The 17,553-nt window shown below is 47.4% G+C and carries 23 protein-coding genes, 2 tRNA genes and 1 rRNA gene; 2 read left to right on the top strand and 24 right to left on the bottom strand.

Features of this window, described 5'->3' with window-relative positions; all coding sequences use genetic code 11:
* Window positions 1–16 precede the first annotated feature (16 nt).
* The 4 genes from ACXAD6_RS19405 to ACXAD6_RS19390 all read right to left on the bottom strand — a co-directional run bounded on the left by ACXAD6_RS19405 (window position 17) and on the right by ACXAD6_RS19390 (window position 2,473).
* Window positions 17–92 (bottom strand) — tRNA-Ala (locus tag ACXAD6_RS19405).
* Window positions 93–101: 9 nt separating this feature from the next.
* Window positions 102–178, bottom strand: a tRNA-Ile gene (locus ACXAD6_RS19400).
* Between the two features lie 86 nt (window positions 179–264).
* Window positions 265–1,829: ribosomal RNA gene (locus ACXAD6_RS19395) — 16S ribosomal RNA — on the bottom strand.
* 422 nt (window positions 1,830–2,251) lie between these two features.
* On the bottom strand, window positions 2,252–2,473 hold the full coding sequence (locus ACXAD6_RS19390; protein WP_027953383.1) for a hypothetical protein: 222 nt from the start codon (window positions 2,471–2,473) through the stop codon (window positions 2,252–2,254).
* Between the two features lie 120 nt (window positions 2,474–2,593).
* Here ACXAD6_RS19390 and pdaB point away from each other — a divergent pair, with 120 nt between their 5' ends.
* Window positions 2,594–3,352 carry a polysaccharide deacetylase family sporulation protein PdaB gene (gene pdaB / locus ACXAD6_RS19385; protein WP_474970258.1) on the top strand — a complete coding sequence of 253 codons (759 nt, stop codon included), beginning with the start codon at window positions 2,594–2,596 and terminating at the stop codon, window positions 3,350–3,352.
* Between the two features lie 35 nt (window positions 3,353–3,387).
* Here the strand turns inward: pdaB and ACXAD6_RS19380 are convergent, their stop codons facing one another.
* Entirely contained in the window at window positions 3,388–3,993 is a 606-nt protein-coding gene (locus ACXAD6_RS19380) for a KinB-signaling pathway activation protein (RefSeq protein ID WP_474970257.1), read from the bottom strand.
* Window positions 3,994–4,131: 138 nt separating this feature from the next.
* Here ACXAD6_RS19380 and gerD point away from each other — a divergent pair, with 138 nt between their 5' ends.
* Window positions 4,132–4,770, top strand: coding sequence for a spore germination lipoprotein GerD (gerD, locus tag ACXAD6_RS19375; protein ID WP_474970256.1), 639 nt, complete (start codon window positions 4,132–4,134; stop codon window positions 4,768–4,770).
* 45 nt (window positions 4,771–4,815) lie between these two features.
* Here the strand turns inward: gerD and ACXAD6_RS19370 are convergent, their stop codons facing one another.
* The 19 genes from ACXAD6_RS19370 to rplO form a co-directional block, all read right to left on the bottom strand.
* Window positions 4,816–5,868 (bottom strand): Mrp/NBP35 family ATP-binding protein, encoded by a 1,053-nt coding sequence (locus ACXAD6_RS19370; RefSeq protein WP_474970255.1) that lies wholly within the window; start codon window positions 5,866–5,868, stop codon window positions 4,816–4,818.
* 74 nt (window positions 5,869–5,942) lie between these two features.
* The gene (cwlD, locus tag ACXAD6_RS19365) at window positions 5,943–6,671 is read right to left on the bottom strand and encodes an N-acetylmuramoyl-L-alanine amidase CwlD (protein WP_474970254.1); all 729 of its coding nucleotides are present in this window, start codon (window positions 6,669–6,671) and stop codon (window positions 5,943–5,945) included.
* A gap of 191 nt (window positions 6,672–6,862) precedes the next feature.
* Window positions 6,863–7,255, bottom strand: coding sequence for a 30S ribosomal protein S9 (gene rpsI, locus ACXAD6_RS19360; RefSeq protein ID WP_027953389.1), 393 nt, complete (start codon window positions 7,253–7,255; stop codon window positions 6,863–6,865).
* A 17-nt stretch (window positions 7,256–7,272) separates the two neighbouring features.
* A complete protein-coding gene (gene rplM / locus ACXAD6_RS19355) occupies window positions 7,273–7,710 on the bottom strand; it encodes a 50S ribosomal protein L13 (protein WP_474970253.1) in 438 nt (145 codons plus the stop codon).
* Window positions 7,711–7,935: 225 nt separating this feature from the next.
* A complete protein-coding gene (truA, locus tag ACXAD6_RS19350; RefSeq protein ID WP_474970252.1) occupies window positions 7,936–8,676 on the bottom strand; it encodes a tRNA pseudouridine(38-40) synthase TruA in 741 nt (246 codons plus the stop codon).
* Window positions 8,677–8,691: 15 nt separating this feature from the next.
* Window positions 8,692–9,489, bottom strand: a complete 798-nt coding sequence (locus tag ACXAD6_RS19345; protein WP_474970251.1) for an energy-coupling factor transporter transmembrane component T family protein — start codon at window positions 9,487–9,489, stop codon at window positions 8,692–8,694.
* A complete protein-coding gene (locus ACXAD6_RS19340; RefSeq protein WP_474970250.1) occupies window positions 9,482–10,351 on the bottom strand; it encodes an energy-coupling factor ABC transporter ATP-binding protein in 870 nt (289 codons plus the stop codon). The genes ACXAD6_RS19345 and ACXAD6_RS19340 overlap by 8 nt, the downstream gene beginning before the upstream one ends.
* Window positions 10,327–11,166 carry an energy-coupling factor ABC transporter ATP-binding protein gene (locus ACXAD6_RS19335; RefSeq protein ID WP_474970249.1) on the bottom strand — a complete coding sequence of 280 codons (840 nt, stop codon included), beginning with the start codon at window positions 11,164–11,166 and terminating at the stop codon, window positions 10,327–10,329. Before ACXAD6_RS19335 ends, ACXAD6_RS19340 begins: the two co-directional genes overlap by 25 nt.
* A gap of 183 nt (window positions 11,167–11,349) precedes the next feature.
* Window positions 11,350–11,709, bottom strand: coding sequence for a 50S ribosomal protein L17 (gene rplQ / locus ACXAD6_RS19330; protein ID WP_027953395.1), 360 nt, complete (start codon window positions 11,707–11,709; stop codon window positions 11,350–11,352).
* Between the two features lie 41 nt (window positions 11,710–11,750).
* Complete coding sequence (locus ACXAD6_RS19325) at window positions 11,751–12,695, bottom strand: DNA-directed RNA polymerase subunit alpha (RefSeq protein WP_474970248.1); 945 nt, start codon at window positions 12,693–12,695, stop codon at window positions 11,751–11,753.
* A gap of 180 nt (window positions 12,696–12,875) precedes the next feature.
* Window positions 12,876–13,271 (bottom strand): 30S ribosomal protein S11, encoded by a 396-nt coding sequence (gene rpsK / locus ACXAD6_RS19320; protein ID WP_027953397.1) that lies wholly within the window; start codon window positions 13,269–13,271, stop codon window positions 12,876–12,878.
* Window positions 13,272–13,301: 30 nt separating this feature from the next.
* A complete protein-coding gene (gene rpsM / locus ACXAD6_RS19315; protein ID WP_474970247.1) occupies window positions 13,302–13,667 on the bottom strand; it encodes a 30S ribosomal protein S13 in 366 nt (121 codons plus the stop codon).
* A gap of 24 nt (window positions 13,668–13,691) precedes the next feature.
* Complete coding sequence (rpmJ, locus tag ACXAD6_RS19310; protein WP_002509257.1) at window positions 13,692–13,805, bottom strand: 50S ribosomal protein L36; 114 nt, start codon at window positions 13,803–13,805, stop codon at window positions 13,692–13,694.
* A 28-nt stretch (window positions 13,806–13,833) separates the two neighbouring features.
* Window positions 13,834–14,052 carry a translation initiation factor IF-1 gene (infA, locus tag ACXAD6_RS19305; RefSeq protein ID WP_027953399.1) on the bottom strand — a complete coding sequence of 73 codons (219 nt, stop codon included), beginning with the start codon at window positions 14,050–14,052 and terminating at the stop codon, window positions 13,834–13,836.
* Entirely contained in the window at window positions 14,030–14,365 is a 336-nt protein-coding gene (locus ACXAD6_RS19300; protein WP_474970246.1) for a KOW domain-containing RNA-binding protein, read from the bottom strand. Before ACXAD6_RS19300 ends, infA begins: the two co-directional genes overlap by 23 nt.
* Before the next feature lie 16 nt (window positions 14,366–14,381).
* On the bottom strand, window positions 14,382–15,128 hold the full coding sequence (gene map / locus ACXAD6_RS19295) for a type I methionyl aminopeptidase (protein WP_474970245.1): 747 nt from the start codon (window positions 15,126–15,128) through the stop codon (window positions 14,382–14,384).
* A complete protein-coding gene (locus ACXAD6_RS19290; RefSeq protein ID WP_027953402.1) occupies window positions 15,125–15,778 on the bottom strand; it encodes an adenylate kinase in 654 nt (217 codons plus the stop codon). Before ACXAD6_RS19290 ends, map begins: the two co-directional genes overlap by 4 nt.
* 42 nt (window positions 15,779–15,820) lie before the next feature.
* Window positions 15,821–17,113, bottom strand: a complete 1,293-nt coding sequence (secY, locus tag ACXAD6_RS19285) for a preprotein translocase subunit SecY (RefSeq protein WP_027953403.1) — start codon at window positions 17,111–17,113, stop codon at window positions 15,821–15,823.
* Complete coding sequence (gene rplO / locus ACXAD6_RS19280; RefSeq protein WP_027953404.1) at window positions 17,113–17,553, bottom strand: 50S ribosomal protein L15; 441 nt, start codon at window positions 17,551–17,553, stop codon at window positions 17,113–17,115. The genes secY and rplO overlap by 1 nt, the downstream gene beginning before the upstream one ends.

The following is a 17,553-nucleotide window of genomic DNA, read 5'->3' as shown; positions in this document are numbered from 1 at the left end:
TTATGGAACATTTAAATGGTGGAGCCTAGCGGGATCGAACCGCTGACCTCCTGCGTGCAAAGCAGGCGCTCTCCCAGCTGAGCTAAGGCCCCATTTTTGAATGGTGGGCCTGAGTGGACTTGAACCACCGACCTCACGCTTATCAGGCGTGCGCTCTAACCAGCTGAGCTACAGGCCCATTCAATAATGGAGAACATGCTATTTTCATAGTTTGATCTCTCAAAACTGAACAACCAACACAGTACGTTTCCGTAATATCCTTAGAAAGGAGGTGATCCAGCCGCACCTTCCGATACGGCTACCTTGTTACGACTTCACCCCAATCATTGGCCCCACCTTCGGCGGCTGGCTCCAAAAAGGTTACCTCACCGACTTCGGGTGTTGCCAACTCTCGTGGTGTGACGGGCGGTGTGTACAAGGCCCGGGAACGTATTCACCGCGGCATGCTGATCCGCGATTACTAGCGATTCCGGCTTCATGCAGGCGAGTTGCAGCCTGCAATCCGAACTGAGAATGGTTTTATGGGATTTGCTACACCTCGCGGCTTCGCTGCCCTTTGTACCATCCATTGTAGCACGTGTGTAGCCCAGGTCATAAGGGGCATGATGATTTGACGTCATCCCCGCCTTCCTCCGGTTTGTCACCGGCAGTCACCTTAGAGTGCCCAACTGAATGCTGGCAACTAAGATTAGGGGTTGCGCTCGTTGCGGGACTTAACCCAACATCTCACGACACGAGCTGACGACAACCATGCACCACCTGTCACTTGGTCCCCGAAGGGAAATCCCTATCTCTAGGGAGGTCCAAGGATGTCAAGACCTGGTAAGGTTCTTCGCGTTGCTTCGAATTAAACCACATGCTCCACCGCTTGTGCGGGCCCCCGTCAATTCCTTTGAGTTTCAGCCTTGCGGCCGTACTCCCCAGGCGGAGTGCTTAATGCGTTAACTTCAGCACTAAGGGGTGGAAGCCCCCTAACACCTAGCACTCATCGTTTACGGCGTGGACTACCAGGGTATCTAATCCTGTTTGCTACCCACGCTTTCGCACCTCAGCGTCAGAAACAGACCAGAGAGTCGCCTTCGCCACTGGTGTTCCTCCACATATCTACGCATTTCACCGCTACACGTGGAATTCCACTCTCCTCTTCTGTCCTCAAGTTCCCCAGTTTCCAATGACCCTCCACGGTTGAGCCGTGGGCTTTCACATCAGACTTAAGGAACCGCCTGCGCGCGCTTTACGCCCAATAATTCCGGACAACGCTTGCCCCCTACGTATTACCGCGGCTGCTGGCACGTAGTTAGCCGGGGCTTCCTCGTCAGGTACCGTCAAGGTACCGCTCTATTCGCACGGTACTTGTTCTTCCCTGACAACAGAACTTTACGATCCGAAGACCTTCATCGTTCACGCGGCGTTGCTCCGTCAGACTTTCGTCCATTGCGGAAGATTCCCTACTGCTGCCTCCCGTAGGAGTCTGGGCCGTGTCTCAGTCCCAGTGTGGCCGATCACCCTCTCAGGTCGGCTACGCATCGTTGCCTTGGTGAGCCGTTACCTCACCAACTAGCTAATGCGCCGCGGGCCCATCTGTAAGTGATAGCGAGAAGCCATCTTTCAACTTATCTTCATGCGAAGAAAAGTATTACCCGGCATTAGCCCCGGTTTCCCGGGGTTATTCCGATCTTACAGGCAGGTTGCCCACGTGTTACTCACCCGTCCGCCGCTCGTTCCACGAGCTTCACCCCGAAGGGATCCGCTCGCTTCCCGCGCTCGACTTGCATGTATTAGGCACGCCGCCAGCGTTCGTCCTGAGCCAGGATCAAACTCTCCATAAAAGTAGTTTGACTTGCTCATCTGCACACCGAATGTGCTTGTTTCAAATTCCTTCATTAAAGAAGAAATATTTTGACGTACTGGTTGGTTCGTTCAGTTTTCAAAGATCAAATGTTGTCGGCCGTTCGAAAACAGCGACTTAATCATCTTAACATGTGTTGTTTTTCATGTCAACAACTTTTTTCATGAAGTTGAGAAAGCGTTTGGCTGTCGTTTTCGGCGACAAGTAATAATTTATCATTTGTGGGAAGCAGTGTCAACAACTTTTTCAAATCAATTTCAATTCAATTTCATACTGCTTGGCAAGTCGTTTTGTTTCCCGACAACGTTTAATAATATAGCACAGGTTAAAAAACAAATGCAATACTTTTTAATGTTTTTTTAATAAAAAAATCCTGTGCGGATGACAGGATTTATCGAGCTGTTAGTTCTGCTTCTTTTTCCTTGGCATATACTGCAGGCATTCTTCCCTTGCGGCAAAGCGTCGGAAGATCTGAAAAAGCACTTCATACCTTTCTTCCATCGCCTGCTTCATTCCCTGATCAATCCGGTGATCACCCATATCAAAAGTGATCTCTTCCATTTCCCGCTTTAATAAGTACTCTATTTCACGACGCTCCTGTTCATTGATAATTAACCCATGCATCTGAAAGTACCTCCCTGATAAACGACTCTATTTATTTCTACCCTAATTTCATTGTTTTTAGCATAGGTTGTCCGCTTTTTCATATGTATAGAACATATTGGTAGGAAAGGAAGTCGATCCATGAGCTTTTACACGTGGAAAACAGAAAGACTTAAGCGTTACGGCATTATCGCTCTTCTTGCTTTATTTTGTGCTTTCGCCCTGTGGATCGGCCGCTGGGAGCAGCTGCCCGCTTTCTCTAATAATGGGGAGCCGCGCGCTCTTACACAAGGGAGCAGCGATCAGGACCATATCGCGCTGACCTTTAACATCAGCTGGGGAACGGAAAAGGTCAATGAAGTGTTAAAGCAGCTGGAAGCCCACCAAGTCCAGGCTACATTCTTCCTGAGCGGAGAATGGGCGGAGAGACACCCGGATATCGTCAAAACCATTCAAGAAGGAAAACATGAAATCGGGATGATGGGCTACACATATGAGAGCTACCTTGAGAAAGAACCAGACCAGGTAGCCGGCGATTTGAAAAAGGCAGATGAGGTGTTTGCCAAGCTTGGCTTTGAAGACATGCAATGGATCCGGCCCCCGCATGGTCATATGAATAAAGAAGTGTTAAAAACCATCGAACAAAATGATTTGCAGGCCGTCCAGTGGAGTTTGAATCCAAGGGACTGGGAAAATCCAGGCACCAATGCCATCATCGATGCCGTGTTAAACGAAAGCTCTAAAGGAGATATCATTGTTATGCATGCTTCCGATTCGGTCAAACAGACGCCTAAAGCCCTTGAGGTCATTATCCCCGGATTGAAACAAAAAGGCTTTTCCTTCGTCAGTATCACCGAATTAGCAAGTGGCGGCGAAGCCAGGACGAGTCAGATCCAATAATAAAAGGAAGCCGCCGTAGGATACGGCGGCTTTTGTCAGGCATTTTCACTACGGGCAGGCCCCGTAAGGCGATGCAGCAGAAGAAGCTGATAGGCATTGCAGATAAATAAAGGAATGACCATCAACCATACATAATCACTCCCTGCCGCTCTAAGTGCCGGCACCCATTCCACCGTTGTAACGACAACCATAAAGAATAGGGCGGGGATAAATGCATGGGTATTTGTCTCTTTTGTTTTAATGTAAGCAACAATCAGCGATAGAACCAAAAGCACAGCCGCTGTCACGACATATCCCCAGACAGATGCCCCATTTTCAGCTGCCTGATATCGAAAATACACCAAATCAAAAAGAGTAAAGGCAATTAAAAACAGCTGTACCGGTGTCCATACAGAACGGAACAGGCCCTTTCCAAATTGATTGACGGTCAAATAGGCGAAGAAACCCATTTGACTGATGATACTGAATATAAAGCCCATACCCGCAAAAAATAAAAGCAGACCGAACAGCTCAAATAATTGAAAGGGCTGCCAAAACTCGGCGTACGAATCAAATTTAAAAAAGAAACTGGCCGCCAGGGTCACCCCGCCGCCGATCCATAACGTTGATAAAAATAACTGTACCCATTTACGACTGTTCACAAGCGCTCCCCCTATATGTACAAAAACTTTCTCCCCGTATTTTATCATGAAGCCTGTCTCTTTGCCTCCGAACGTATAAAATTTGTCGAAACGCGAATAGTAAGGCTATGGAGAACATAAGAAAGGGGACATGCAATGATGTCCAGACTCCGTATATTGCTGCCCGTTCTCGTTCTTGTTTTCCTGGCCGCTTGTAATGGTTCATCAGGAGCAAGTGAACAGGCGGACTACGATACCACCAAGAAAATGATGGTCGATATCCTCAAGTCCGATGATGGAAAAAAGGCGATGACTGAAGTCCTTTCCGATGAGGAGATGCAGCAGTCCATGGCTTTAGAGTCCGAAGTCGTCTCTCAAGCTGTCCAGCAGACGTTGATATCTGAAGAAGGTAAAGCTTTTTGGAGCAAGCTTTTTTCAGACCCTGCGTTCGTCCAGGAATTCAGCAAAGTTCTGGAGGATCAGCAGAAAGAATTGATGAAAGGGCTCATGAAAGATGCAGAATATCAGAAGTTGATGATCGATATTTATAAAAACCCTGAAATGATGGAGCAGATGGTAACTGTCATGCAGGGACAGAAGTTCAAGGCACACTTGGAGACCACCATCGAGGAAACGTTGAATAGTCCTGTCTTCCAGGCAAAAATGACTGAAACACTGTTAAAAGCCGCAGAGGAAATGAAAAGCGGGGAAGAACAAGGCGGCGATTCCGAGGAAAGCGGCCAGCAGAGTGGCGGAAGTCAATCTGAAAGTGGCGGCGAAGAAGGACAAAGCGGTTAAGTCTATAAAAAATCACGCGCCCCGTGAAGGGACGCGTGGTTTTTATTAATATTTATCAATGACTTTAGCGGCCATATTCCGATAAATGACACCGATCGGGTGATCGGACTGATAAACAGAAGGAGCAAAGACTTCTTCTTCCTCATATGGCTGTTGAAGTGGCACGTGGCCAAGTACAGCTGTCTGCAGCGTATCCGCAAGCTTCACTCCGCCTCCACGGCCGAAGATGAACTCTTTGTTTCCTGTTTCTTTACTTTCAAAGTAAGCCATGTTCTCCACAACACCAAGAATCTCGTGTTCCGTCTTAATCGCCATCTGACCAGCACGCGCGGCTACGAAAGCAGCTGTCGGGTGCGGGGTCGTTACGATGATTTCCTTGGAAGAAGGAAGCATCGAATGGACATCCAGCGCTACATCTCCCGTACCAGGCGGCAGATCTAGAAGCAGGTAGTCAAGGTCTCCCCACTCCACTTCCTTAAAGAAGCTTGTCAGCATTTTTCCAAGCATCGGTCCACGCCAGATGATCGGAGAGTTATCTTCCACAAAGAAACCCATGGAAACGACTTTCACTCCAAATCGTTCAACAGGAATGATTTTTTCCCCGCGGACGACCGGACGCTCTTCCACGCCCATCATATCCGGAACACTGAAACCATAGATATCCGCATCAATGATGCCGACTTTCTTCCCAAGACGTGTTAAGGCTACGGCAAGGTTCACCGTTACGGTTGATTTACCCACCCCGCCTTTACCGCTGGCGATGGAAATGAACTTTGTATTCGTATTGCCGCTCAGTAAAGAGGCATCCTCCGACTGCTGATCGGCCGGCTGTAATTTCTGAATAACCTCATCCGGAAGCTGATCAAAACGAAGACCGACTGTCGCCGCTCCCCCGCTTTTCAGGGCATTGACGATGGTCTGTTGCAGTTCCATCTGCTCCGCTGTATTCGTCTTTCCAATCAGAATCTTCACGCTGACATGATTTTTTTCTTCCTTGATTTTTACTTCTTCCACTCCACCGGTTTCTTCCAGTGTTTTATGTAAAAATGGATCTTGAATAGGGTTCAGGATTTCTAGTACTTTCTCTTGTGTCAACAAGCCGGTTCACCATCCTTAGAAAATGATCGTTTCCTGTAGTATAACATACATGAAACGCTTTCTAAGTGATTTGCTCACGATCCATTTTCCTCAGGGAAATCCCGTTCCGTGACAAAACGCAGCACCCCTTGATAGATCGAAGCAGCCATCTGCCTTTGATAATCGTCTGATTTCAACAGTTCCCGTTCACGGTCGTTGGACAAAAACCCCGCCTCTACAAGGGCGCCGGGAGCCTGTGCATGCTTCAGGATATAGATATTGCTGAGCCCGAGAGCCTCGCGCTTTGTATTGCCCATGTTGGATTGTATTTCAGCTTGAATGAACTTGGCGAGATATTCACTTTCCTCGCTTTCCGGATAATAAAACGTCTGTGCCCCGCTCCACTTATCAGATGGAATGGCATTCAAATGCAGACTTAAGTATAAGTCCGCTTCTTTTTCTTCGATAAACTCCACTCTATTACGTATATCTTCCGATTTCCTCCTGGAAAGACCGGATGTTCCCTCCGAAGCAAGATCAGCATCTTCGTACCTCGTCATATATACAAGGGCCCCTGCCTGCTGGAGGTAATCCTGCAGGTATTCCGCCATCTTCAGGGTGATGATTTTTTCCTCTGTACCATCCCCGCCTATCGCCCCACCATCCGGACCGCCATGTCCCGGGTCAAGAACGATCACTTTTCCGGAAAGCGGCGATGACCAAACCGTCCATGCATCCTTCACTTCCTGAATCGGATAGGAAACCATGCACACAAGGACAATCACACCAGCCAGCCACAAAAAGGTCTTCAATCGTCGACTCACAATCGCTCACACTCCCTTGTACTTCCCCTGAATCATTGTATGGGACAAGAGACAAAAATATGAGCAGGTCAACCTCAGCTACCAGCTTGGAAACTGAACGCAGGAACTGGAGGATACACCCTGAACGTATAGGAAAGCAAAAAAAAGACTCCCGACCATAATGGTCGGGAGTCTTTCGGATCGTCCAAAACTTAACGCTTGGAGAATTGTGGCGCGCGACGGGCACCTTTAAGACCGTATTTCTTACGCTCTTTCATACGTGCGTCACGAGTCAATAGACCTGCGCGTTTAAGTGGTGTACGGTATTCTGGGTCAGCTTTAAGCAATGCACGGGCGATACCGTGACGGATTGCTCCTGCTTGTCCTGTGAATCCACCGCCGTCTACGTTTACGTAGACATCATAGTTACCTTCAGTTTCTGTTACAGCAAGAGGCTGTTTAAGAATCATACGAAGGGTTTCATATGGGAAAAAGTCTTCAGCATCACGTTTGTTAACTACTACACGACCAGTTCCTGGAACAAGACGTACACGAGCTGTTGAGCTCTTACGACGACCAGTACCGGAGTATTGTACTTGTGCCACTAGATTACCTCCTTTAATTATCCGCGAAGTTCGTAAACTTCTGGTTGTTGTGCTTCATGTTTGTGCTCAGATCCTGCAAATACATGAAGTTTCTTGCCCATTTTACGTCCAAGACTTCCTTTTGGAAGCATGCCTTTAACAGCAAGTTCAAGCATCTGCTCTGGATATTTCGTACGCATTTCGTTAGCCGTACGGGACTTCAGACCACCAGGGTGGTTGGAGTGACGATAGTAAACCTTATCGTTGATTTTGTTACCTGTTAGTTCGATCTCACCAGCATTGATGATGATGACGTGGTCACCAGTGTCAACGTGTGGTGTGTATGTTGGTTTGTTCTTACCGCGAAGGATCGCAGCAACTTCGCTCGCTAAACGGCCGAGTGTCTGCCCTGCAGCATCCACAACATACCATTTACGTTCAACGTTGTTTTCATTTGCCATGAAAGTTGTGCGCATATCGGTTTCCCTCCTGAAATGTTTTATTATCACATAGACTGATTAACTGCTTTATCATTTATCTCAAAGTACGATTAGTTTTCCGGGGCTAACCGTGGTACAGAAATAAAATGCCATAGAATATAATATAACACTCTATATTCATGTGTCAAGGGAATGCACACCTGGATTCGTTGTTTTTTTCTGAGACAGAGGACCCAATGAATGGAAATTGTTCAGAACCTCTTAATAATCGACCTTCCATAGGAACAACCCTTGAGGAGGAGCCGTCCGGCCTGCCGCTTCCCGTGTGCGGGCTTTTAAGATAACAGGAATATCCTCCGGGGCACGCTCTCCTTTTCCTATTTCGAGAAGTGTGCCGACAAGAATCCTTACCATATTATATAAAAATCCGGATCCCTTAAAGGTGAACACCACTTCTTCTCCACGACTTTCTACATCCGCTTTGAAAATCGTGCGTACCTTGCTCCCCTTCAGATCTGTCTTCGGTGAACAGAAGGATGTAAAATCATGCTCTCCTTCGATATAGCCGCACGCCTTTTTCATAGCTGTGATGTCAAGGGGAGCTTTGACGTGAGAAGTGTAGTGACGGCGGAAAAGATCTGGATCAGGGTGATTCCTCACAAAATACCGGTATTCTTTTCCGGTTGTATCATACCTGGCATGAAAACCACCGGACGGCTGCTCAGCTTCTTTCACCTGAATGTCATCCGGCAGCATGGAGTTCAGCGCCCGCCGCCAGTTACTGACGGGAATCTCAAGCGGTGTATCAAAATGAATCACCTGCCCGACAGCATGCACACGGGCATCGGTTCTGCCCGAAGCCGTCACCTTTACGGTATTTCCTTTATGAATCTTTTTTAAAGCCTTCTCAAGCTCTGCCTGAATCGTGCCGCCATTCGGCTGAACCTGATAGCCTGCGTAACCGGTGCCATCATAGGCGATGGTCATACGTATACGATTCATACCCAGCACCTCCGATCATGAACGGGTCAGGAAGAGAGCTGCGGCCAGCAGAATGAAAACAGCAAAGAGCAGCCAGTCCCTCCGCTCCAGTTTTAATTCTCTCAGCTTCGTTCTTCCTTCGCCCCCTTGATACCCACGCGCTTCCATCGCCATAGCGAGCTCCTCTGCGCGTTTAAAGGCACTGACGAACAAAGGGACCAGCAGAGGTACAACGGCCTTCACACGGTCTTTAAAAGCGCCTGTGCGGAAGTCTACACCTCTTGAGGCCTGTGCCTTGGATATCTTTTCTGTCTCCTGCATCAATGTTGGGATGAAACGCAGGGAGATCGACATCATCAGCGCCAGTTCATGGACAGGGAATTTCACTTTTTTCAAAGGACCCAGCAGCTCCTCAATGGCATCGGTAATCTCAATCGGCGTCGTCGTCAACGTCAACAGGGAGGTAACGAGAATCAACAGGAAGAACCTCAGGGAAATCGCTGCCCCCTGGATCAACCCTTCCTCATAAACCGCCCAGCCGAACAGGCTGAACGCAACCTCCCCTTCCCTTGTCACGAACAAGTGAAGGAGAAACGTGAAGATGACCAGGAACCAGACCGGCTTCAATCCCTTCATGATGTAGGAAAATGGAACTTTCGATAAAACAGCACTCGACAGAGCGAACAAGGCGAGCACCCCATAACTCATAACAGAGTTAGCAAAAAAGACGATCACGACATAAAAAAAGATGACAGCGATTTTGGAGCGGGGATCCAGGCGGTGAATAACAGAATCCGATGGAATGTATTGACCGATAATCAGGGAACTACTCATGATCGCCGCCCCCCTTCACTTTCAGGGCTATTTCCTTTGCTAACTCCGCTATCGTCTGGCCTTCGTATTCAAGATCAAGGCCGTAATCCCGGGCCATTTTCAAAAAGGAAACGACTTCCGGTACATCCAGCTGCACATCTTCCAGTGCCTGCTGCTGCTTAAAAATCTCCAGCGGGGACCCTTCCCTGTAAACCTTCCCTTGATTCATGATGATAATATGATCGGCATAGGCAAGAGCATCCTCCATACTGTGGGTTACAAGCACGGTTGTAAGACCCTTATCCTGATGCAGGTGATAAAACATATCCATGATTTCCTTACGCCCGTTCGGATCAAGTCCGGCGGTCGGTTCATCCAACACAAGCACTTCAGGAGCCATGGCGAGAACACCGGATATGGCAACGCGGCGCATCTGTCCTCCGCTTAAATCAAAGGGAGAGCGTTCCAGAAGCTCTTCCGGCAGTTTTACCGCCTGGACCGCTTCTTTCGTCCGGCGTTTGATTTCGTCCTGTCCAACTCCGAAATTCTGCGGACCGAAGCCGATGTCTTTTTCCACAGTTTCTTCAAACAACTGGTGCTCAGGATACTGGAACACGACGCCGACGTTTTCCCGAAGCTTCATCAGCTGTTTGTTTTTCTGCCCGGCTGCCATCGTATACGGGCCCACCTGCACCTGCCCTTCTGTCGGCTGAAGCAGCCCGTTCAGGTGTTGAATCAATGTGGATTTACCTGACCCGGTGTGACCGATGACCGCTACAAAAGAACCGGATTGGATGGTAAAGGACAAATCATCCAAAGCTCTGTGTTCGAATGGTGTATTCGGCTGGTACGTATAACTTACATGATCGAACGTGATGTCCATAATTCCTCCAACAACTCCTGGTGATTCAATGGCTCACGGGTAAGCGGCACACCCTCTGCTTTCAGGTGGTCGGCCAATTTACTAACAAATGGAGTATCCAAGCCAATTTCTTGTAAGTGTTCTTTTTTGGAAAATACGTCTCTAGGAGATCCCTGCATCCAAACCTCTCCCTTATTCATGACAATCACCCTGGAAGACTGAGTAACCTCATGCAGATCATGAGTGATGGTAATCAGGGACAGGTCCCGTTCTTCCTGAACGCGGTGGACCGTGTTCATAATTTCCTTGCGCCCTTTCGGGTCGAGCATAGCAGTGGCCTCATCAAGAATGATGAACTTCGGTGACACGGCAAGGACACTCGCGATAGCTACCCGCTGCTTCTGTCCGCCTGACAGACGGTGCGGTTCCTGCTGCTCATAATCAGCCATCCCTACGGCTGAGAGGCTCTCTTTGATCCTTTCAAGCATCAACTCCCTGGGCATGCCGTGATTCTCCATACCAAAAGCGACATCATCTTTCACAGTAGTCCCGACAAACTGGTTGTCCGGATTTTGAAAGACCATGCCTACCTGTTTTCTAACATCCCAGATGGTTTCTTCGTTGACGGGCATCCCATCTACCAGGATTTCCCCTTCCTGTGGAAACAGCAGTCCATTCATTAATTTCGCTATGGTCGACTTTCCTGAGCCGTTATGACCGATTACAGCCACCCATTCATCCGGTCCGATTGTAAAGCTTACGTTCCTCAACACCCAGGGCATGTCCTCCTGGTAGCGAAAAGATACGTTCCGGAACTCGACTTGTCTCTCTCCCATCTCTGTTCCTCCTCTGCTCAGCTGACGATTTCCCGGGAAATATGACACCATTCCCCGTTATAAAGAGAATTTCCCTTTCATAACGGGAGGTATTCCCGCATCGGTATAAAAAAGTATAAAAAAAGGGCTGGATGTAACCTCATAATGAGATTCACTCCTGCCCTTTTACCCCGATGGTAATCATTATACTAGTTCGATGATTGCCATTTTAGCTCCATCACCTTTACGCTCGCCAAGCTTCAATACGCGAGTGTAACCACCTTGACGGTCCTCGTAGCGTGGGCCGATGTCAGAGAATAGCTTCTGCAGTGCAGTCTGCTCTCCTTCCTCATCAGCTTGTGCATTATATAGGAATGCTTCCGCTTGACGACGGGCATGAAGATCGCCGCGTTTACCTAGTGTAATCATTTTTTCTACAACAGACTTAAGCTCTTTCGCTTTAGCTTCTGTTGTTTCCAAACGTTCGTGTACGATCAGGTCAGTTGCCAAGCCGCGAAGCAAAGCCATGCGCTGATCTGTAGTACGTCCTAGTTTTCTAGCCATTGATAATCCCTCCCTTAACTGGATCTCTTAGATGTGTTCTATCAATCGTCTTTTCTTAGTCCAAGACCTAGTTCGTTCAGTTTATGCTTCACTTCTTCAAGTGACTTGCGGCCAAGGTTGCGCACCTTCATCATGTCTTCTTCAGACTTGTTGGCAAGCTCCTGCACAGTGTTGATACCTGCGCGCTTCAAGCAGTTGTAGGAACGAACGGAAAGGTCAAGTTCCTCGATCGTCATTTCAAGAACTTTTTCTTTTTGGTCCTCTTCTTTCTCGACCATGATTTCAGCTTTTTGAGCTTCATCAGTAAGGCCGACGAAAATATTGAGGTGCTCCATATAAATTTTAGCTCCAAGAGAGATCGCCTCTTCTGGACGAATGCTGCCATCCGTCCAAACATCCAATGTCAATTTATCAAAATTAGATGTTTGACCGATTCGAGTATTCTCTACTTGATACGTCACACGGGAAACCGGTGTGAAAATAGAGTCAACGGGAATCACGCCGATGGGTAGATCCTCATGGTTATTTCCTTCAGCCGGACGATATCCTCGACCGCGTTCTGCTGTAATGCGAGCACGGAAGCTGGAATTGCTGTCGAGTGTAGCGATATGAAGATCTGGATTTAGAACTTCAACGTCACTATCATGCGTAATATCAGCCGCGGTAACCTTGCCTTCACCCTGCACATCAATTTCTAAAGTCTTCTCTTCGTCAGAATAAACTTTCAAAGCTAGTTTCTTCAGGTTCAAAATAACAGTTGTTACGTCTTCAACGACGCCTTCAATCGTGGAAAACTCATGAAGTACACCGTCAATTTGAACAGAAGTGACAGCAGATCCGGGAAGTGAGGATAATAGGATACGACGCAAGGAGTTCCCTAGAGTTGTACCATATCCACGTTCTAGCGGTTCTACGACGAACTTACCAAAAGTAGACTCATCGCTGATCTCGACCGTTTCAATCTTTGGCTTTTCAATTTCGATCATTTACTCAAAACCCTCCTTCAAAACGTCGAAACCCCGGTTAGACGACAGGTCTAACCGAAATTCCTCAGGTAGGCAGTCCCGATATAAGATAACTGCTTAATGGCTCTGTCTACTGCGGTGCTGATTTAAAAGCTATCATAACCCATTATAGACAGGGTGACAAATTCTATTCAGAACTTATTATACGCGACGACGTTTTGGTGGGCGGCAACCATTGTGTGGTACTGGAGTTACGTCACGGATTGCCGTAATATCAAGACCTGCTGCCTGTAGTGAACGGATCGCAGCTTCACGACCTGCACCAGGACCTTTTACTGTAACTTCAAGAGTTTTCATGCCGTTGTCCATAGCATCTTTCGCTGCTGCTTCGGAAGCCATTTGTGCAGCGAATGGAGTAGATTTACGGGAACCTTTGAAACCAAGAGAACCTGCACTGCTCCAGCTGATAACATTACCTTGGACATCAGTGATCGTTACGATTGTGTTGTTGAATGTAGAACGGATATGAGCCATACCCGTCTCTATATTCTTTTTCACGCGGCGTTTACGACTGCGAGTGTTTCCTTTACGTGCCATAGGATGAGTTTACCTCCTTTGTATTAATTATTATTTACGTTTGTTAGCTACTGTACGACGTGGACCTTTACGTGTACGGGAGTTGTTCTTCGTCTTTTGTCCGCGAAGTGGAAGACCACGACGGTGACGGATTCCACGGTAAGAACCGATTTCAATCAGACGCTTAATGTTTAGAGAGTTCTCACGACGAAGATCACCCTCTACGTTGTGCTGTTCAACAGCTTGACGGATCTTACCTAGTTCGTCTTCTGTAAGATCGCGAACGCGGGTACTCTCAGATACACCAGCATCAGCCAGGATGTCTGCAGCAAGGGATTTACCGATACCATAGACATAAGTTAATGAAACAACCACGCGCTTGTCGCGGGGAATATCTACACCTGCAATACGTGCCATAAGTTACGTGCACCTCCTTTAAGATTAACCTTGTTTTTGTTTATGCTTAGGGTTTTCACAGATAACCATGACTTTACCTTTACGTTTGATGACTTTGCATTTTTCGCAAATTGGTTTTACAGAAGGCCTTACCTTCATCATCCATACCTCCTTTAAGATCGGAGTTTTATTTATAACGGTACGTAATACGTCCTTTTGTCAAATCATAAGGAGAAAGTTCTACCGTTACTTTGTCCCCAGGTAAGATTCGGATAAAGTGCATGCGAATTTTACCGGAAACATGAGCAAGAACGGTATGACCGTTTTCAAGTTCAACCTTGAACTGAGCGTTCGGTAAGGTTTCAACGACGGTCCCTTCTACTTCAATTACATCGTCTTTCGCCATCGAGTTGATCTCCCTTCTTCAAATCAGTCACTGCTTCATTGACATATTTTGCTACGGCAAATCGAAGCTTGCCATTTGTGACCCGACCAGTTTCCAGAAGGCTGTCCCGGACTTCCGGAGAGATGAAATCCATAAGCTCAACGTGCTGCAGATTCTTTTTCTTTGGTCGATCATACTTACGTTTCTCTCCGTCGGCAAGCAGCACAAAGCGGCCATCCAGCACACCGATCACCACTGCGTACTGTCCTGCCTCACGCCCCTGCACAATACGAACAATTTGACCTATTCGCGGACTCGACTCAGATTCGTTCAAAAACGATCACCTTCATTTAGGATTTTGTTAATATTTCGTAACCCTCATCCGTAATCGCGATGGTGTGCTCAAAATGTGCGCACATCTTTCCATCCTGCGTTACAACCGTCCATTGATCATTCAGGGTTTTCACATAACGTGAACCTGCATTGATCATCGGTTCAACAGCTAATACCATTCCAGGTTTCAATCGGGGGCCTTTGTTGGGAGGTCCATAATGAGGAATCTGTGGATCCTCATGAAGTTCCTGACCAACGCCGTGACCGACATATTCCCTGACTATGGAGAAACCTTCAGGCTCCACATAGCTTTGGATGGCATGCGATATATTTGAAAGGCGTTCACCTGGTTTTGCTTCATCAAGTCCTTTGAACAATGACTGCTCGGTAACTCTCAGCAGCTCCAATGTGCCCTCATCAACAGTGCCGACCGGATACGTCCAGGCCGAATCACCGTGATAGCCTTTATATTTTGCCCCAATATCGATACTGATAATATCACCATCGTTCAGGACCCTGTCTCCAGGAATACCATGAACAAGTTCTTCGTTGACAGATGCACAGATACTGCCACGGAATCCATTATAACCTTTAAAAGAAGGGATTGCATCCATACTGCGTATGAATTTATCAGCAATCTTATCCAATTCTCCAGTAGTTATACCTGGTCGGATGTTTTCTTTCATCTTTTGGTGCGTCAGGGCGACAATGCGACCTGCTTCACGCATAATATCTAATTCCCGCGGAGTCTTACATATAATCATTCAGCCAGTGCTCCAAGCTTTTGATCAATGTCAACAAATACTTCTTTGATGTCTTTATCACCTTCGAAGGAGACCAGGTAGCCTTGATCCTGATAGAAATCAAGCAGAGGCTGCTGCTGTTCTACGTTGACCTCGAGGCGTTTCTTAACGGTTTCAGGCTGATCGTCTTCCCGCTGAGTCAATGCTGAACCATCGTTATCACAGATCCCGTCCTCTTTAGGAGGGTTGAACACAACGTGGTACGTAGCACCGCAGGTCGGGCAGATGCGTCGTCCAGTCAGACGCTCGATAAGCTTCTCTTTTGGAACATCGATATGAAGAACATAATCCAGTGACCGTTCCATATCGGCCAGAAGGTTGTGAAGGGCTTCTGCCTGAGCGATGGTTCTAGGGAAACCATCGAGCAGAAAGCCTTTCTGACAATCCGGCTTACTTAGACGTTCGCGAACGATTCCGATGGTAACTTCATCGGGAACGAGTTCGCCTTTGTCCATATATGATTTGGCCTCTTGACCAAGGGATGTTCCTTCTTTGATAGCTAAACGGAACATATCTCCAGTTGAGATATGAGGGATGTCATATTTTTCGACTATTTTCTCTGCCTGAGTACCTTTTCCGGCACCAGGGAGACCCATTAGGATTAAATTCAACGTCTTCCCCTCGCTCTCATTTATTCAATAGCAGGATGTTTATTATTTAATGAATCCTTTATAGTGGCGTTTTACAAGCTGACTTTCAAGCTGTTTCATCATTTCAAGGGCAACCCCGACAACGATGAGCAGGCTTGTTCCTCCAATTTGGACCGTCGGCGGCAGTTGCGCCAGGGAACCAAGGATGATTGGAAGGATGGAGACAGCTGCAAGGAAAATGGATCCTACAAAGGTTAATCGGTACATTACACGGGTCAGATACGTTTCAGTATTAGCCCCGGGACGAATCCCCGGAATGTAACCGCCCTGCTTCTTCAGGTTTTCTGCCATCTGTTCCGGATTAACCTGAACAAACGTGTAGAAATACGTGAAGGCAATAATTAACGCAACATAGATAATCATTCCCGGCCAGTTCTGGTAATCAAAGATATACTGGATAACAGAAGCTACTTCACTGTCTTCAAAGAAGCCGGCGACGGTTCTCGGAGCGATGATAAAGGATATCGCAAAGATGACCGGAATAACTCCTGCAGCATTCACTTTGAGTGGAAGGTGAGTGGAATGTCCACCTACAGGGGAACGATTCACTAAACGCTTCGCATACTGGATTGGGATTTTACGAAGGGCCTGCTGGATGAAGATAACTCCAACCACGACCGCAACGATGACCAAGGCAATCAACGCGATGATAACCAGATTGATGAACAGTTCGTCTCCTGCACCGGAGATGTACTGATCATACAACTGATTCACACCATTCGGAATCGCCGCAACGATACCTGCGAAAATCAGTATAGAAATACCATTTCCTACGCCATGTGCAGTGATTTGCTCGCCAAGCCACATTAGAAAAGCTGTTCCGCCTGTCAGCACAAGCGCAATGACTAAGAACTTGGTAACACCAGGATCCGAGATCAACTGACCTCCTGCCAAAGCGTTAAAACCAATGGACATACCAATGGCTTGAACGAAAGCGAGAACAATAGTTCCGTAGCGGGTAAACTGAGCTAATTTTCGACGGCCAACTTCACCCTGCTGTTTCCACTCAGCAAATTTCGGGACAACATCCATCTGCAGCAGCTGCATGATGATGGAGGCTGTAATGTAGGGCATGATCCCCATAGCAAAGATGGAGAAGTTCTGTAATGCCCCGCCTCCGAACGTATTCAGAAACCCAAATGCGTTCTGTTCATCCATGAAAGTGATGGCGTCTCTGTTTGTGAAAGGCACCGGGATGAAGGTTCCCAGGCGGAACACAACGAGCATCAGCAAAGTGAAAATGATTTTCCGTCGAATATCACCCACGCGCATAAAATTGGAGATTGTCCGGAACATTAAATCACCTCAGTTTGACCGCCCGCCGCTTCAATCGCTTCTTTTGCGGAAGCAGAGAATTTGTGAGCTTTCACTGTAAGTTTCTTCTCGATAGAACCTTTAGCCAATACTTTGATTCCTGCTTTTTGGTTGCTTACCACGCCGGATTCAAGTAGAAGCTCAGGAGTAACCTCTGTACCTTCTTCGAAACGGTTCAGGGCATCAAGGTTAACGATTGCGAACTCTTTACGGTGAATGTTTGTAAAACCACGCTTAGGCAGGCGCTGGAATAGTGGCATCTGTCCACCCTCGAAACCTGGGCGTGTTTTGCTGCCGGAACGCTGACCTTGACCTTTGTGTCCACGTCCGGATGTTTTACCATTACCAGAAGCCATACCACGGCCTACACGGTTACGCTCTTTACGAGTACCTTTAGCCGGTTTAAGTTCATGCAGTTTCAT

It is taken from the genome of Halobacillus sp. ABH2_015 (assembly GCF_056158945.1).
The sequence above is the reverse complement of the archived record's forward strand: the minus strand, read 5'-3'. Positions and strand labels throughout refer to the sequence as shown.

Excerpts from the sequence above, each read along its gene's own strand:
- ACXAD6_RS19390 (WP_027953383.1), bottom strand. The coding sequence starts at position 2,473 with ATGCATGGGTTAATTATCAATGAACAGGAGCGTCGTGAAATAGAGTAC.
- pdaB (WP_474970258.1), top strand. The coding sequence starts at position 2,594 with ATGAGCTTTTACACGTGGAAAACAGAAAGACTTAAGCGTTACGGCATT.
- gerD (WP_474970256.1), top strand. The coding sequence starts at position 4,132 with ATGTCCAGACTCCGTATATTGCTGCCCGTTCTCGTTCTTGTTTTCCTG.
- rplM (WP_474970253.1), bottom strand. The coding sequence starts at position 7,710 with ATGCGCACAACTTTCATGGCAAATGAAAACAACGTTGAACGTAAATGG.
- truA (WP_474970252.1), bottom strand. The coding sequence starts at position 8,676 with ATGAATCGTATACGTATGACCATCGCCTATGATGGCACCGGTTACGCA.
- ACXAD6_RS19345 (WP_474970251.1), bottom strand. The coding sequence starts at position 9,489 with ATGAGTAGTTCCCTGATTATCGGTCAATACATTCCATCGGATTCTGTT.
- ACXAD6_RS19340 (WP_474970250.1), bottom strand. The coding sequence starts at position 10,351 with ATGGACATCACGTTCGATCATGTAAGTTATACGTACCAGCCGAATACA.
- ACXAD6_RS19335 (WP_474970249.1), bottom strand. The coding sequence starts at position 11,166 with ATGGGAGAGAGACAAGTCGAGTTCCGGAACGTATCTTTTCGCTACCAG.
- rplQ (WP_027953395.1), bottom strand. The coding sequence starts at position 11,709 with ATGGCTAGAAAACTAGGACGTACTACAGATCAGCGCATGGCTTTGCTT.
- ACXAD6_RS19325 (WP_474970248.1), bottom strand. The coding sequence starts at position 12,695 with ATGATCGAAATTGAAAAGCCAAAGATTGAAACGGTCGAGATCAGCGAT.
- rpsK (WP_027953397.1), bottom strand. The coding sequence starts at position 13,271 with ATGGCACGTAAAGGAAACACTCGCAGTCGTAAACGCCGCGTGAAAAAG.
- rpsM (WP_474970247.1), bottom strand. The coding sequence starts at position 13,667 with ATGGCACGTATTGCAGGTGTAGATATTCCCCGCGACAAGCGCGTGGTT.
- rpmJ (WP_002509257.1), bottom strand. The coding sequence starts at position 13,805 with ATGAAGGTAAGGCCTTCTGTAAAACCAATTTGCGAAAAATGCAAAGTC.
- infA (WP_027953399.1), bottom strand. The coding sequence starts at position 14,052 with ATGGCGAAAGACGATGTAATTGAAGTAGAAGGGACCGTCGTTGAAACC.
- map (WP_474970245.1), bottom strand. The coding sequence starts at position 15,128 with ATGATTATATGTAAGACTCCGCGGGAATTAGATATTATGCGTGAAGCA.
- secY (WP_027953403.1), bottom strand. The coding sequence starts at position 17,113 with ATGTTCCGGACAATCTCCAATTTTATGCGCGTGGGTGATATTCGACGG.
- rplO (WP_027953404.1), bottom strand. The coding sequence starts at position 17,553 with ATGAAACTGCATGAACTTAAACCGGCTAAAGGTACTCGTAAAGAGCGT.